Here is a 14,705-nt window from a genome sequence, read left to right on the forward strand (position 1 = left end):
CAAAAACAGTAGAAGTAGTGATAAAAAATAAAACGCTAAAAATAATACATAAAATTTTTTTCAAATAAGGTCACCTACCTTTTCTCGGTAGGTATTTTCTCCAACAAAACTAAATACAACACTATAATTTATTTGAGATTGTTATTAATGTAGGATTAAAATAAAGTTTGAACGAAAGGTTTCCTTCATTCCTTGTTTAATAACGACTACATATACAGGAATTTGGTTTCCTTATCTAGAATCTAATATTTTATATTTTAGATTAAAGGGGATAATTTATGAATATTCACTACAGTCATAACAAAGAAGATATCAACGTAATTGAACTTAAAGAAATTTTTCAAAGGGTAGCCACTTGGAAAATGCCAACAGACATAAAGGAATGGGAGGAAATGTTGGAAAATACCCCGCTATTAATTACAGCATTCGATGATGATAAAATTGTTGGTTTTGCACGTATGCTCACAGATTATGTGCGTTGGGGGAGAGATTTACGATGTAGTAGTGGATGAATCGTATCAAGGTAAAGGGATTGGCAAACAGTTAATACTACATCTAACTAACCATCCTAAAGTGAAACGAGTTCGTACCATTTCCTTAGGAACAGAAGATAAAACCTCATTCTATGAAAAATTAGGTTTTAGAAATATAAAGAATTATAACGGTCATTATCTCATTCTAGTTAGAAAAGACAGAGACCACACCTTAGCATAGGGGTTAACTGTCGAAGTCCTCTATCTCTTTCAAAAATATATTTCGACTGAACATTTTCACCTTATATACTACTTTAACTACCGAGACATTAAACCCTGCTCGCTCCATTCCTTCATCCGTCAGAAAATAATGACTGTTTTCGTAAAGATTGTTACTACGTTGCCTACCCTTCCCTCCATTGATATTACTATATCAATGGAGGCGATGTGGCGTAATGTGTACAAAGATTTTGCAACACTTTCCAAAACAGAACATCACGAATTGTTCCGAGCCATCCAGCAGGACATGAAATATAGAAGTATATATGCGATGAAGGGAGTTTTGCATCTTGAAGAAACAAATCGGCATGATTGTATCTGCATTCACTTGTGTATCCATCCTTTTAAGCGGTTGTGGAACAACAAAAACCAACGAAACCGCGAAAACAGAAACGGTACAAACGACAAAGGATGTAAGGGAATTGGTTTGGAACTCGTTATCGCAAGCAGAGAAAGATGAAGTAGATGGCAGTTGGAAAGATGCCAAAGTCAGCAAGGTAATAGCGGATACAACCAAATATCAACTCGCTGATACGTCATTCAAAGGAAAAGAAGTAACACTCGTTACCATTCCGGCTAAACAGCGAGAGTTGTTAGGCGATATAAATAAACTCGTGGACGAACCATCAGGTAAGATCGTAGGGAGTTCGATGAGGAAGTAGGAATGAAGAGGGGTAAAGCCCCTCTTCGTTTTTGCATCAAAAGCAACAATATCTACGAAAACAGCCAAAATAATAAAGTGAAACTTTAATCAGTGGGGGTTTTGTTCATCCCCACTGATTATTAGTTGAACCAATCGGGCTTTTACGGGCAGTTGATCCCCCACCTAACTTCTTTGCTTCCGCTGAATTTTGATGTGGGGGTCTTACTGCCCGTTAATGCGGGATAAATAGAAAAGCCTCCTAAATTACACATTTAAGAGGCTTTCTTTTTTGATAAAACAAATCAATTTCTATTAAGCAATCGCATACGATAACAATTCATCGTTACTTCTCCAAGCCTTTGCAATAATTGATAGTTCGCATACGCTCCGACCGGGGCACCGATTATCGGGACGAGTTGAAGCATTTTCGCTAAATCGATATAGTCTCGGTACTCTGTTTGGAACTTTTCCCAGTCCATATGATTTTCTTCTTCTGTATCCCACGTTTCAATTGCTTTCCATACTTCTTTTCGGTAATCGTCACTTGAAAAAGCAAGCTGGAAAACGTGAAGAATAAAGAGGCGTTCTTCTTTGTCGCTCGTATCAAATCCGTACAATGTTGCTGCATCGAATAAAAACTTTATTTTAATGGTGAGTAAAAGCGGAAAATCAGCAAGACCGAGGAGAATACCACCTGCTCCCGTTCCTGCTCCTTCTGCTGCAGCTATTTTTTTGTACTCATCCATTTTTTTACGAACTTCATCGTCTCGTCTTTGCAGTGACCAGTTCGTTTCTTTTAGCTTCGGTTTTATGAAGTTTGATCCAGCACTAATTGTTTGTACCATCATCCGAATCGTTTCTGTTAGTACCTTTTGTACTTTCGCGGGCACTAGTTGCTGCACTTTCACCTGCACTTTTTTAGAGAACCGTGTCATCATAGAAGAATCTTTCATGAATGTAGCTTTCCACTGCTCCAATTCTTTTATAACCTTTTCTTCATATGTAATCATAGGTTCATTCCTTTCAGTTTAAACGCTCAATGCGTTTCGCACTGTATTGATAAACGAAACCAATACTAAATAATATGCTTACGACAAATAAAATACCGGTCATTATGAAATCTTTCGTCGCAAGTGCAAATAAAATTGTAAATACAATGCTGCCGATAATAAGAATCGCATTTAATAAAGTAAGAAAATCTTCCTTCTTCTCGTCTTCCCCTACTGGATATAAATCAAGCCAAATCTTCATTCGGTGATGTTTCCATAAGGTTAATAACTGATAACCGATTAAGTATAAGAAAACAAGGCTTACGATAAAACGTCCATATAAAAATGGGATGAAGTAAAGAATGACTCCACCAAGAGCGAGTAAGCGCACATATAATCCGAAATAGTTGCCCGATCTTAAGAACGTTCTCGTATATAAGTATAAATATGTACGTTTTTCACCGATTATCGAAAGAATGAAATCAAGCCATTTTCTACGGGATACTCGCTCTTTTAATGCTGGTACATCAACGAACATATTCGCAATGCGGTACAGCAGCATCATTTTTTTACCTTCTTCAGAAATTAAATACTCCCAGTTTAGCGGCTTTCCCTTCACCTTTTGATGCATAACAGCAAGGTATAGCGCCATTAAAAGGACAATTACACCGGTAAAAATGACTGAAGTACGTTCTACAAGGAAGTACACAAATAAGCCGTTTAAAATAAAACGAATGAACCAATCTGCTTTTTGAACGCTTTGATCTGTTAAAAATGATTTTTCCCACGCTACGAATAAATTCCATGCCTTTACAATGACAAGCGCGAGTACAATCCATATGTAAGCCGCTCCTGTTTGTTTCATTTGCTGGAAGTATAACGGGGCAAGCGCAGCTGCTACGATTGCGATTATGTATAACTGAATCATAAACGTAAAGAGAAATGCCTTTGTAAAGTAAGGCTTTAACTTTTCTTCAACTGGCAGCAAATAAACGAGATCTGCTTCTTTTAATAACGTTTGTATCGATCCAGCCGTTAATACGAGTCCGAGTAACACCGCCATAACAATCGCTGTCGGAAACGAAGGTGTTAACGTTTGTAACCACTGCTGGTAATAATACGCTCCTGCGCCGATGATGAATACGAAAATAAATTTCAAATGATCATTAAATACGTATTTACTATATGTACGAACTTCTTTTAGAAAGTGCCGAAATCGTTCTTTCCATAACGCTGTGCTATTCATAATCTTCTTCCTTTGTTAATGCAATGTAAATATCATCTAACGTTGCACCAGGCATATTAAATTGTGATTGTAATTCAGCCAACGTTCCTTTCGCTCTCACTTCACCTTGATGCAAAATAATGAATGAATCACAATAGCGCTCTGCTGTCGCTAAAATATGTGTACTCATTAAAATACCTGCGCCGCTCTTTTTCATTTGATCCATCATTTGAAGAAGTGATTGAATCGCTAATGGATCAAGACCAACGAACGGTTCGTCCACAATGTAAAGAGATGGTTCCACTAAAAACGCACTCATAATCATTACTTTTTGTTTCATCCCTTTTGAGAAATGAGACGGAAACCATTTCAAACGATTTTTCATGCGAAATTCTTGTAATAATTGTCCTACGCGTTCTTCATATTGTTTTTCATCTACGCCGTACGCCATCGCTGTTAGTTTTAAATGTTCTTCTAACGTTAACTCATCATATAATACTGGCGTTTCTGGAATGAAGGAGAAACTAGAACGGTACGCTGTCATATCATCACGAATTGTTTTCCCGTTAATTGTGACAGTTCCTTTTTTCGGTTCCATTAAACCGATGATATGTTTAATTGTCGTACTTTTACCAGCACCATTTAAACCGATTAAGCCGACAAGTTCGCCTTTATTAACAGAGAACGAAACATTTTGCAGTACAGGTCGTTTCGTATATCCTCCTGTAACATTGTCTACACGCAATAACTCGCTCATACGACACCACTTTCTTCATTTATATTCATTCTCTTTTGTAAGAAATGTATATACTCATCTTACCAAAAATCATGGTGCACTACATAGTATCGATGCCTTCAAAAAAAAAAATTAAATTTATTAGCATATATTTTTACGAAAGCGGACATCATAATTAGTGAGGAAGGAACACATTGAAAAAGCAACCACCAATTGATGAGTAGAACAACATAGTGAAGTCATCATGAAATGGGGTGTCCATGTTGGACAATGAAATTTACACATAACCAGATAATTTGTTTCATTTTCGAAACGGGGTGTCTCCGAAAGAGCATATACTGTTTTAAAAAATAAACAATTTCATTTTAAAAAAAGATTGCAATTCATTTCACTTGAAAATGGGGTGTCTACGGCAGAAACTTTAGCCGATTTACCGTGCATTTCTTAAATAAATGAGGTGTCTGCGAACCGTAAATTATAAAAAATGCTTTTTCAATCCCTCTTCAGAAAACAGGAAGCTGAGTCAGCTTCCTGTTTTTCGTATTTGTTCTCCTATGTAATTATGGTAAAATACGGCTAAGGCTATTTGAAAGGATGAGATCGATGAATCATACAGCGGACAATTGTATTTTTTGTAAAATCATTGACGGGCAAATCCCTTGCTCAAAAGTATACGAAGATGAACATGTACTTGCATTTTTAGATATTAGTCAAGTAACAAAAGGGCATACTCTTGTTATTCCAAAAGTACACAAACAAGACATTTTTGCGTTAACGCCAGAAATCGCATCACATATTTTTGCTGTCGTTCCAAAAATCGCAAATGCAATGAAAGCAGAATTTAATCCAGTTGGCTTCAACCTACTTAACAATAACGGCGAGAAAGCTGGACAAACTGTATTCCACTTCCACCTTCATTTAATTCCACGCTACGGTGAAAACGATGGTTTCGGTGCTGTTTGGAAATCACACCAAAATGAATATACAATGGAAAATTTACAAAACATCGCAAGTACAATTGCAAATAGTGTGAAATAGTGCCACTATAATAAGAAGTAATACATAACAAGCCGATTCCTCTGGCATTTATTGTATGGCTTGTTTCTTCACAAAAAATGCCGGGGGCATGTTTTTGTGTGCATAGCATGTACAAGAGAGAAAAGCTCACTTTTCTTCCCCTTGCCTTAAAGATATGCACACTTTTATACATCATGAATACGAACGAAAAATAAGGAGGTTTCCTTTTATGTCAAAAGCTAAATCCTTTATTACAGGTGTAATTTGCGGCGGAGCAGTTGCTGGACTAGCCGTTCTTTTCTCAACTCCTTCTTCTGGTAAAGCTATGCGCGGTAAGCTGAAAGAAAAAGGAACTGATATTAAAAAGACATTAGCTGATATTACAGCTGATACGAAGTTGTTAAAGCGCCAAATCGTTGAAACTGCTTCAGAAGGTAAAGAAGTATTTCAAGAACTAAAAGATGATATGCAAGACACGCTTTCTAACTGGAAACAAGATATTTCTCAAAACAAACGACATATTGAAAAAGAAATTTTAGACATTCAAAAGTCAATTGAGAAACTACAAGAAGCCGTTCCAGAAAAAGCGTAAACATATTCCTGCTTAGTTTTTTGCATATAACAAATATTTTTCATACGAATTGACCTTTACACGGCATATCACATAGATATGCCGTGTTTTTATGCATTTACAATATATGTTATCCTTTAACATGTAAAGACAACACATGTATTCTTGACTCATAAAACGCTTCCATTGTTATGCATGATTTGTATAGAATGTTGTTTTTCCGAAAAATTTTCACAATTCTCACAAAAAGACTTTATTAATTTTTATTTTACTGGCATAATAGATAATAATGAAAAAGAATGTTAAAGTGGGTGAGTAAATGAAAAGTGGAGAAAAAAATTACTCGGTAAAAGAAGCGATGATTTTCAGCCAACGTATTGCTCAATTATCGAAAGCGTTATGGAAATGCGTAGAGAAAGATTGGCAACAGTGGATTAAACCTTACGATTTAAACATTAATGAGCATCATATTTTATCAATCGCTTATCATTTAAAAGGGGCTTCTATTTCTGAGATTGCTAAGTTTGGAGTTATGCACGTATCAACGGCGTTTAACTTCTCTAAAAAGCTAGAAGAACGCGGCTATCTTGTATTCTCTAAAAAAGAAGATGATAAACGAAATACGTACATTGAAATTACAGACAAAGGGGAAGAATTACTACTTCGCTTAATGGAGGAGTACGATCCTGAAAATAATTCTGTGTTTAATGGGGCACTTGAACTTCGTAATTTTTACGGTAAGTTCCCAGAAAATATCGAACTTATTGCGATCCTTCGCAATATTTACGGACAGGACTTCATCGATATTTTTGAGAAATCATTAGAAAATATTGAGGAGAACTTTACGGAGACCGATCAAAAATTAGTTAAGAAATAATCTATTTATCCTTTCGCAATCATGCGTAAAAATTCATTCATAAGTGGCACAAATAAGCCCTGTTTTGCTAGCGCTTCCGCAGTTTCGTGTACTTCGAGCTGATGTGGAAGCGCTTTTTCAAATTGATCTAATAGCGCATCAAACAATAGAAGGCCTTCTGCTTTCTCCACTACATATTGTTCGTTCAGCTTTTCACAAAGTTTTAGTATACGTTCAATGTCTTTTTTACGAGCTTTTTTCTTTATGATTAAAGAATAAAATGGACACTTTTCTTCATCAATCATTTTAAATAGTAGGTCTACGTAGTATTCAGCTTGTTCTAGTCTTCTTACAACGTCCATTTTCTCCCTCGCTTCCTAACACAAAGTCTTCTATTTCTGAATTTTGTAACACGAACAAAATATCGTATGATACAATATATAAAGTATATGTATTTTAGCCAAAAGGAGGTCTCGCCTCATGACTCTTATAACCGTTGTTTTTATCGCATTCGCACTTCTTGTTATATTTTACACGAATTTCATGACACATACACTGTGTGAGCGAAAACAAATAGCTGCGAGCCGCCAACCCGGTGTCTTTCGAGTTATCAATGTATGTATTACCATTCTATTAATTTCTAGTTATATAGAAATTATATTTCATGGAAAGTGAGGAAGGAAAGCCCCTTCCTCATTTTTTTCCTCTATAAGCAAATTATACCTACTATAACCAATAAAATAAACAGTACAAGTAATAAAATAAGTTGAGAATTCATCCCCCATCCCCTCCTCTTTTCTGTATATGCAGCATGCGCCCAATGTGGTACCTCTTCAAAATCTGACACAAACTGGTTAAAATTTCTTTATCAATAGGAAAACGAGTCGAAATATGATATATTAAATTTTGTACATATTGCTTATACTATGAAATAAACGACACGCATCTAAACTTTATCCTAAAGCCTAGGTAAGCCCTGTTAAGCGTGCTTTTACATATTAAAAAAGCAAAGACATCAGTGAGACTTAATCAGGTTCTTATGAACGAAAATAACCTATCATAAGGCGTTTCTTCATTTGTACGGGATAAATTAAAAATACATAATAGTAGGAGTGTTTATTGAATGAAGAAAGCTATGCTTGCCTTAGCCGCAACAAGTGTAATCGCATTATCAGCATGTGGAACATCATCATCAGACAAAATTGTTACATCTAAAGCTGGTGACATCACTAAAGAAGAGTTCTACAATCAAATGAAGACACAAGCTGGTAAACAAGTACTAAATAACATGGTTATGGAAAAAGTACTTATTAAAAACTACAAAGTTGATGAAAAAGAAGTAGACAAAAAGTACGATGAAATGAAAAAGCAAGTCGGTGACCAATTCGATACACTATTGAAACAACAAGGTCTTAAAGAAGAAACAGTTAAAAATGGTGTTCGCGCTTCATTAGCTCAAGAACAAGCGATTGAAAAATCAATTACTGATAAAGATTTAAAGGCAAAATACGAGGACTATAAGCAAGAAATTAAAGCAAGCCATATCCTTGTAAAAGATGAAGAAACTGCTAAAAAAGTGAAAGAAGAACTTGCACAAGGTAAATCTTTCGAAGAGTTAGCGAAACAATACTCTGAAGATACAGGTTCAAAAGAAAAAGGTGGCGACTTAGGATTCTTCGGACCAGGTAAAATGGTAAAAGAATTCGATGAAGCAGCTCATAAGCTGAAAAAAGATGAAATTAGTGAACCTGTAAAAACACAATACGGTTACCATATCATTAAACTAACAGATACTCATGCTGATAAAACTTTCGATCAAGCAAAAGCTGACATCAAAAAAGAAGTAGTTCAAGAAAAAACACAAGATGCTCAATTTATGAACGATCTTATGATGAAAGAAATCAAAAAAGCTGACGTAAAAGTTGACGATAAAGATCTGAAAGATCTTTTCGAAGAGCCAAAAGCTGACGCTAAAAAAGACGAAAAGAAATAATGAAGTGAAAAAAGCTTGGGAATATCCCAAGCTTTTTTATTTTGCAGTAGTTTTATCCCGCTTTTTGCGGGCAGCACGATTGGCACAGAATAATTGAATAAGGTTTGGCAGGAATATATCCCCCTTCGCTCAACTAACAGGCGCTAAAGCACACTCGGATCAAACCAACTTAAATAGGCTTAACCCTCAATAAAAGAGGACTATTATTGAGCTACGCAAGCAAAAAATAATCAATCTATTTTTCAAAATGGCTGCTTTCTATTTGTTATAAAACACTGGATTGTAGCATATTTTTAATCAAACTTTATTTCAAAGATACAACTACTATTTAGTTGTACCTTCCCCGCTGATTACAGCATCATTTCATTTCTGTTTACCGATAAATTGATATATCCCTCTTCCTTACTCCATTCCACACAAAAAAACCTCGATTCACGCAGTACGGAACCAAGGTTTATCTCATTATTATTGATTAAATTAAAAAACTATGTTAAATTAGTACAGAAACACATTCACACAAATATACAGAACGTATTTATCCGTATCTTAATTGTACACCAAAACACATCTTCAGTCAACCTCTATTTTTCACTTTTAAAGGAGTGCTTACGAATGAACAAAAAACTTGATCTAGAGCAACAGCGATTGGATACCGTAATCGAAACGATTACGAAACAAATTGATAAACTGGAAAACGAAACTGGCAGACGCCGAGCAGAAGTAATCAACATCCGTAAACACTTCTGGGATGATGTGAAAGTTAATACTGATACTTTTGACGATTATCTCGAAACAGTTATCAACTTAAGACAACAAGCTCAGTCACTAGCCGTAACACAAATCACCCATAAGCACACCTTCAACCGACTTGCCGCACTAAGGCGTATGCATAAAGCACCTTACTTTGGACGAATTGATTTCACAGAGGAAGGAGAATCAAGTCCAGAGCAAATTTATATCGGTGTCGCTACACTTACTGATGCAAGCGGAGAAAACTTTCTTATATATGACTGGCGCGCACCAATTTCGAGTGTCTACTACGATTATCCACCAGGACCCGCTGAATACAGTACACCAGGAGGCTTAATCCGCGGTAATGTGGAGAAAAAATTACAATATATTATTCAAAATGGCGAGATTGATTCTATGTTCGATACGAGCCTTACAATTGGCGATGAAATATTGCAACAAGCGCTCGGAAAAGGTACGAACAAACATATGCAAAGTATCGTTGCTACTATCCAGCGCGAGCAAAATGAAATTATCCGTCACGATGAAGGGCGACTACTTATCGTTCAAGGAGCTGCTGGTAGCGGTAAAACATCGGCTGCTCTGCAGCGAATTGCCTATTTACTATATAAATATCGCGAATGGCTAAAAGCTGATCAAATTATTCTCTTCTCCCCTAACTCTATGTTCAACAGCTACGTTTCTAACGTATTGCCAGAACTCGGTGAAGAAAATATGCAGCAAGTTACATTCCAAGAATATTTAAACCATAGACTAAGCAAGTCATTTGACGTTGAAGACCCTTATGAGCAATTAGAATATATGCTAACCGAAACGAATAGCCCTGCCTATAAAACGAGAAATGCTAGTATTCGTTTTAAAGCATCCACTCAATTTTTCGAAATGATTAGAGTGTACAGACAATCCCTTGAATCTTCAGGCATGCTATTTAGAGGAATGAAATTTAGAGGGAAACTGATTGCCTCTGCTAAAGAAATCGCAGAGCAATTTTACAATACCGACTCCTCCCTCCGCTTCCATAATAGAATCGAAAAGTTAACGGATTGGCTAAATAAACAAATAGATCAAATTGAAAAAACAGAACTGAAAAAGCCTTGGGTAGAAGAGGAAATTGAATTACTTAGTAAAGATGAATACCAAAAGGCTTATAAATATTTACAGAAAAAAGGCGAGTTTGACGACAACTCCTTTAATGATTATGAGAAAGAAACGAAAGTACTCGGACGTATGATTGTCCGTAAAAAATTGAAGCCGCTTCGTAAAGGCGTTCAAACATTGCGCTTCATCAATTTCACAGGAATATATAAACAACTCTTCACAGATGCATCATGGGGTACTGGAGAAAAGCCGAAAGAATGGGACGACATTTGCTCACTAACGGTGAACATGCTCGATGAAGGAAAGCTACATTACGAGGATGCAACTCCATTTTTACTTTTAAAAGAATTAATTGAAGGCTTCCAAACAAATAGATCCATTAAACATGTACTCGTAGACGAAGCGCAAGATTACTCTCCATTTCAGTTCGAGTTTTTAAAGCGCCTCTTCCCTGCCGCAAAAATGACAGTACTCGGGGACTTTAACCAAGCGATATTTGCTCATGCGAGTGAAACAGTTAATTTCAATACACTTACTAGCTTATACGGGCCAGATGAAACGAACGGCATCAACTTAACTCGTAGCTATCGCTCAACAAAACCGATTATTGAATTTACACGATACCTCGTACCGGAAGGAATGAACATTAACGCATTTGAACGTGACGGTGAGAAACCTACAGTGACTACAGTTTCTGATCACAGTGAACTGCATGACCACATCACTTCCAAAGTCGCTGAATTACAAAAACAACAGCACAATACGATCGCAATTATATGTAAATCCGCAGCAGAAAGCGCCGCTGCATACGAAGCACTCGGTGGTATTGAAGATGTTAAACTTGTGAAGAGTACCTCTGCTGAATACGAACAAGGCGTTGTCGTTATCCCTGCTTACTTAGCGAAAGGTATCGAATTTGATGCTGTTATTATTTACGATGCTTCTAAAGATGTGTACAGTGATGAAAGCTTGCGTAGATTGTTCTACACTGCTTGTACGCGTGCGATGCATGAATTGCATATGTATAGCGTTGGTGAGGTTAGTCCTTTTGTAACAGGGGCTGCTTCGGAGAGTTTTGAGCTTATAACACCTTGATATTAATCAAGGTGTTTTTTTCATTCTAAATGCAAGATCTTTACGTCGATACACACTTAACACAATCCCCATTAAAAGCGCATGAAATACAGTTGGTGTTAAACCATAACTAATAAAAGGCAATAATATAGAAGTAATCGGCAATAAGCCTAATATCATTCCAACGTTATAAATGAACTGGACTACAAAAAGAGTCATTCCACCAACGAGAAGCAATTTACCATACCGGTCATTTATTTTATAAGATATGACCACTAACCTTGCTACAAAAAGAGAAAGAACTAAAACAAGGACCAGTGCAAGCACATACCCATAATAGTAAGTCAAACTCGCAAATACAAAATCAGTATCTGGATTAGGGATGAACTTTACATCTCCATATGTACCAAACCAACCTGCTGACGACATTACCTCTTTTAAACGTATATACATAAAGCCTGCGCCATGTGCATCACGCTCTGGATTCAAATACCCTAAAAATCTATCCAAATGATATCCTTTTACTGAGGGCCAGGAAAAGGACGCCCTTATAATCAATAAACAGATTGGTACAATTGTAATAATTAATGCCGTTTTCTTTCCTAGCCTACTCCACCAAAGCATAACGAATACCATCGTGATATAAATAAAGATCACTGAAAAAGCTGCGCCAATTAAGAATAAATACAAAGAAAATAAATACAACACTACAAGATACCTAACTTTCAATCTATTGTTATTGAAAAAAGAAGCCCAAGCTAGAAAAAAGAACGGTACTGCCATTAAACGATCAATTGCAATAGGACCAATTTTTATTATTGGTTCCCCAGTTATCCAAGCGTTCGGAAAACAATATAGCATTAACAAGATCAGTACCCCAATTGTATAAAACAACCATCCAAATCTCTCTAACTTCCGATAATCAAGTAGCATCACCCCAATAGCTGTTACAACACCGAGAATAACAACAATCACCTTATTCATTAGTAAATCATTTGTATGTCCAAAAGCTATAACTGGCAGAAAACCTAATCCCATCGCAATCACTAATAAACCAATAAGAAACCAATCAACCTTTGGCTTATGAAGTTTGTTAAGTTCTTGCCCAAGTTTGACCGGACTTCCCATTTGTTCAACAGCTTTATCTTCAGCAACTTCCTCACTTAACCCTTTTTCCATCCACGTGTTCTTCGCCTGTTTTAAGTGAAAATCTAGCTCAGTTGCCACAAAGCTCTTTGCCTCTTTTGATTTAATATGATTAGTAACTTCTTTTAAAAAACGCTCCCCTTTTTTGTTCAATTTTTTCTCACTCCTGTACTAAGCCTTTTAAAATAAATCGTGCTTTTGTAGAATTTTTTTCCGCCTTTCGTAACATCTTTCTTCCCTTATCGTTTAATTGATAATATTTCGCTCCTGAATGATCCCAGCTTGATTGGATAAAACGATTCTGTTCTAGACGATGTAATACGGTATATAAAAACCCTTCATTTCCTTCGAATTTTTGAATTCCTCTCCCCCGTAATAGCTGCGCCAGTTCGTACCCTGTTTTTTCATTCATGAGAAGTTGTAAAACTACTAAAGAGATGTCCTCTTCCTTTTCGTGTGAGGCATTGATTTTTTCACGCACCCGCTTTCGATGCTGATCAGAAAAACTCAAATGTTTAAAAGTTGTGTTCTCCATTGATTTTCGCAAGCCTTTTAATCGATCTTCCATTTGATTATTCCTCCAATCCTTTCTTCAAAAGCTCCTTCGCTTTTTTTAGTCTCGTTTTTATCGTGTTCTCCTTCACTTCTATTACCGTAGCAATCTCTTTAATTGATAACTCTTCATAATAAAATAGATAAATCACTTCTCGATATTTTATCGGTAAATTCATTACTGCAGAAGCAAGCCTACTATCCTCTGCATTTTGAATAACTGTTTGTTCCACACTTTCTTTTTGACTCTCCATATACGTAAAGTCATCCTCTGTAACGATGACCTTTTTGTTATACCAACTTTTTAAATAGTCCTTACAATGGTTAATCGCAATTCTCCATAACCATGTTTTCAAGTTCGAATTTCCTTTATATGTATGAAGAGATTTATAGCATTTCACAAATATATCTTGCGTTAAATCCTCCGCAACTTCTTTATTATTCACATACGAATACACAAGTTGTACGACCTCTTGTCCATACTTGTTCATTATTTCATCGATAAGGTCCTCCTTATCTTCTATTTCAAACGCTTCTACCGTTAATTCATCCACATCATTTCCTCCTTCCCATATATTAGACGACGCGCCCTATGGAAAAGTTTTATAAATTCATAAAAAAATACGGCTGACAATGTCCATACCGTTTTTTACCTTTATTTTAAATCTAATTTTCTTTACGAAGAGTAAACCTTTTATTCATTTGTATTAGCTCAACCAAAGAGCAAAATCCCTTTGCTCATTTTTGTTACGAAAAACTCTAACTCGTTACCTTAATAAAGATTATGAGTATACCATTTAATAGACGTATCAATATTTGTAGTTGGAATACAATTATGTCCTATCGGTGTAAATAAAAACTGTTTTAACATTCATTTCTATAAACTTTCATAATTATCCGAACGAAAAACATATCGCATACATTCTTTAAAGTTAATTTTAATACCCTCAAATATAAAAAAGCGTTATCCTTTCGCAAGCTCAGTTTACTTTCACTCTTACTTTGATGGATGTGTAAGGTCTCACCTACAAAGAACATTATAAAAGTAACATCCATAATTTTGCACTCACCCTATTTTACATTTACTCTGATTCTGTCATTTCATCCATATGAATCTGTTTTCCTGTGAATAGTTTGTAAAACAGATGTGTGCGAATATTTAACAATTTATGTAGCGCATACCGATATCCATCTCCCACCTAAAATTAGTGTTTCACATTTTTGAGGAAGAAGTCTTTTGTCAGAAAACAATAAAATCTTATTAATTTTTATAATTAGTAGAATTTTTATAGAAATAATCTTC

At 35.8% G+C, this 14,705-nt stretch carries 16 protein-coding genes; 9 read left to right on the forward strand and 7 right to left on the reverse strand.

All coding sequences use genetic code 11. The features are described 5' to 3' along the window. The first annotated feature begins 278 nt into the window (after nt 1-278). The 3 genes from KI356_RS08570 to KI356_RS08580 all read left to right on the forward strand — a co-directional run bounded on the left by KI356_RS08570 (nt 279) and on the right by KI356_RS08580 (nt 1,414). Nucleotides 279-512 carry a hypothetical protein gene (locus tag KI356_RS08570; protein ID WP_212935249.1) on the forward strand — a complete coding sequence of 78 codons (234 nt, stop codon included), beginning with the start codon at nt 279-281 and terminating at the stop codon, nt 510-512. Next, nucleotides 472-714 carry a GNAT family N-acetyltransferase gene (locus KI356_RS28540; RefSeq protein ID WP_369009427.1) on the forward strand — a complete coding sequence of 81 codons (243 nt, stop codon included), beginning with the start codon at nt 472-474 and terminating at the stop codon, nt 712-714. The genes KI356_RS08570 and KI356_RS28540 overlap by 41 nt, the downstream gene beginning before the upstream one ends. A 328-nt stretch (nt 715-1,042) precedes the next feature. Next, nucleotides 1,043-1,414, forward strand: coding sequence for a hypothetical protein (locus KI356_RS08580; protein WP_212935251.1), 372 nt, complete (start codon nt 1,043-1,045; stop codon nt 1,412-1,414). Between the two features lie 283 nt (nt 1,415-1,697). Here the strand turns inward: KI356_RS08580 and ecsC are convergent, their stop codons facing one another. The 3 genes from ecsC to ecsA are packed head-to-tail and all read right to left on the reverse strand — an operon-like array spanning nt 1,698 to nt 4,366. After that, nucleotides 1,698-2,405, reverse strand: a complete 708-nt coding sequence (gene ecsC / locus KI356_RS08585; protein ID WP_128282067.1) for an ecs operon protein EcsC — start codon at nt 2,403-2,405, stop codon at nt 1,698-1,700. A gap of 13 nt (nt 2,406-2,418) precedes the next feature. Next, nucleotides 2,419-3,630 carry an ABC transporter permease gene (locus KI356_RS08590; RefSeq protein WP_212935252.1) on the reverse strand — a complete coding sequence of 404 codons (1,212 nt, stop codon included), beginning with the start codon at nt 3,628-3,630 and terminating at the stop codon, nt 2,419-2,421. Next, entirely contained in the window at nt 3,623-4,366 is a 744-nt protein-coding gene (gene ecsA / locus KI356_RS08595) for an ABC transporter ATP-binding protein EcsA (RefSeq protein ID WP_033711685.1), read from the reverse strand. The genes KI356_RS08590 and ecsA overlap by 8 nt, the downstream gene beginning before the upstream one ends. Nucleotides 4,367-4,948: 582 nt before the next feature. Between ecsA and KI356_RS08600 the strand changes: the two genes are divergently transcribed. The 3 genes from KI356_RS08600 to KI356_RS08610 all read left to right on the forward strand — a co-directional run bounded on the left by KI356_RS08600 (nt 4,949) and on the right by KI356_RS08610 (nt 6,810). Continuing rightward, nucleotides 4,949-5,383 (forward strand): HIT family protein, encoded by a 435-nt coding sequence (locus KI356_RS08600; RefSeq protein WP_001016832.1) that lies wholly within the window; start codon nt 4,949-4,951, stop codon nt 5,381-5,383. Between the two features lie 208 nt (nt 5,384-5,591). Then, complete coding sequence (locus tag KI356_RS08605; RefSeq protein ID WP_000030296.1) at nt 5,592-5,954, forward strand: YtxH domain-containing protein; 363 nt, start codon at nt 5,592-5,594, stop codon at nt 5,952-5,954. A 298-nt stretch (nt 5,955-6,252) separates the two neighbouring features. Then, nucleotides 6,253-6,810 carry an HTH-type transcriptional regulator Hpr gene (locus KI356_RS08610; RefSeq protein WP_002011118.1) on the forward strand — a complete coding sequence of 186 codons (558 nt, stop codon included), beginning with the start codon at nt 6,253-6,255 and terminating at the stop codon, nt 6,808-6,810. Between the two features lie 5 nt (nt 6,811-6,815). Here KI356_RS08610 and KI356_RS08615 read toward each other — a convergent pair whose 3' ends face one another. After that, nucleotides 6,816-7,151 carry a YhaI family protein gene (locus KI356_RS08615; RefSeq protein ID WP_002030209.1) on the reverse strand — a complete coding sequence of 112 codons (336 nt, stop codon included), beginning with the start codon at nt 7,149-7,151 and terminating at the stop codon, nt 6,816-6,818. Between the two features lie 118 nt (nt 7,152-7,269). On the opposite strand from KI356_RS08615, the gene KI356_RS08620 reads away from it, so the two are divergent. From KI356_RS08620 to helD, 3 genes are all read left to right on the forward strand, one after another. After that, nucleotides 7,270-7,464, forward strand: coding sequence for a hypothetical protein (locus tag KI356_RS08620; protein ID WP_002116737.1), 195 nt, complete (start codon nt 7,270-7,272; stop codon nt 7,462-7,464). 448 nt (nt 7,465-7,912) lie between these two features. Then, nucleotides 7,913-8,782 carry a peptidylprolyl isomerase PrsA gene (gene prsA, locus KI356_RS08625; RefSeq protein ID WP_212935253.1) on the forward strand — a complete coding sequence of 290 codons (870 nt, stop codon included), beginning with the start codon at nt 7,913-7,915 and terminating at the stop codon, nt 8,780-8,782. A 612-nt stretch (nt 8,783-9,394) separates the two neighbouring features. Next, entirely contained in the window at nt 9,395-11,725 is a 2,331-nt protein-coding gene (gene helD / locus KI356_RS08630) for an RNA polymerase recycling motor HelD (protein ID WP_212935254.1), read from the forward strand. 6 nt (nt 11,726-11,731) lie between these two features. Here the strand turns inward: helD and KI356_RS08635 are convergent, their stop codons facing one another. The 3 genes from KI356_RS08635 to KI356_RS08645 are packed head-to-tail and all read right to left on the reverse strand — an operon-like array spanning nt 11,732 to nt 13,956. Further along, nucleotides 11,732-13,003: an FtsW/RodA/SpoVE family cell cycle protein gene (locus KI356_RS08635; protein WP_212935255.1), complete on the reverse strand. Its 1,272-nt coding sequence runs from the start codon at nt 13,001-13,003 to the stop codon at nt 11,732-11,734. Nucleotides 13,004-13,010: 7 nt separating this feature from the next. Continuing rightward, nucleotides 13,011-13,418, reverse strand: coding sequence for a PadR family transcriptional regulator (locus KI356_RS08640; RefSeq protein WP_212935256.1), 408 nt, complete (start codon nt 13,416-13,418; stop codon nt 13,011-13,013). Between the two features lie 4 nt (nt 13,419-13,422). Continuing rightward, nucleotides 13,423-13,956 carry a sigma-70 family RNA polymerase sigma factor gene (locus tag KI356_RS08645; protein WP_212935257.1) on the reverse strand — a complete coding sequence of 178 codons (534 nt, stop codon included), beginning with the start codon at nt 13,954-13,956 and terminating at the stop codon, nt 13,423-13,425. Between the last annotated feature and the right edge of the window lie 749 nt (nt 13,957-14,705).

This window comes from Bacillus hominis, from assembly GCF_018332515.1.
Lineage (GTDB): Bacteria > Bacillota > Bacilli > Bacillales > Bacillaceae_G > Bacillus_A > Bacillus_A hominis.

Bases quoted from the DNA above. Each gene is read 5' to 3' on its own strand.
- KI356_RS08570 (WP_212935249.1), top strand. From the start codon at position 279: ATGAATATTCACTACAGTCATAACAAAGAAGATATCAACGTAATTGAA.
- KI356_RS28540 (WP_369009427.1), top strand. From the start codon at position 472: ATGTGCGTTGGGGGAGAGATTTACGATGTAGTAGTGGATGAATCGTAT.
- ecsC (WP_128282067.1), bottom strand. From the start codon at position 2,405: ATGATTACATATGAAGAAAAGGTTATAAAAGAATTGGAGCAGTGGAAA.
- KI356_RS08590 (WP_212935252.1), bottom strand. From the start codon at position 3,630: ATGAATAGCACAGCGTTATGGAAAGAACGATTTCGGCACTTTCTAAAA.
- ecsA (WP_033711685.1), bottom strand. From the start codon at position 4,366: ATGAGCGAGTTATTGCGTGTAGACAATGTTACAGGAGGATATACGAAA.
- KI356_RS08600 (WP_001016832.1), top strand. From the start codon at position 4,949: ATGAATCATACAGCGGACAATTGTATTTTTTGTAAAATCATTGACGGG.
- KI356_RS08605 (WP_000030296.1), top strand. From the start codon at position 5,592: ATGTCAAAAGCTAAATCCTTTATTACAGGTGTAATTTGCGGCGGAGCA.
- KI356_RS08610 (WP_002011118.1), top strand. From the start codon at position 6,253: ATGAAAAGTGGAGAAAAAAATTACTCGGTAAAAGAAGCGATGATTTTC.
- KI356_RS08615 (WP_002030209.1), bottom strand. From the start codon at position 7,151: ATGGACGTTGTAAGAAGACTAGAACAAGCTGAATACTACGTAGACCTA.
- KI356_RS08620 (WP_002116737.1), top strand. From the start codon at position 7,270: ATGACTCTTATAACCGTTGTTTTTATCGCATTCGCACTTCTTGTTATA.
- prsA (WP_212935253.1), top strand. From the start codon at position 7,913: ATGAAGAAAGCTATGCTTGCCTTAGCCGCAACAAGTGTAATCGCATTA.
- helD (WP_212935254.1), top strand. From the start codon at position 9,395: ATGAACAAAAAACTTGATCTAGAGCAACAGCGATTGGATACCGTAATC.
- KI356_RS08640 (WP_212935256.1), bottom strand. From the start codon at position 13,418: ATGGAAGATCGATTAAAAGGCTTGCGAAAATCAATGGAGAACACAACT.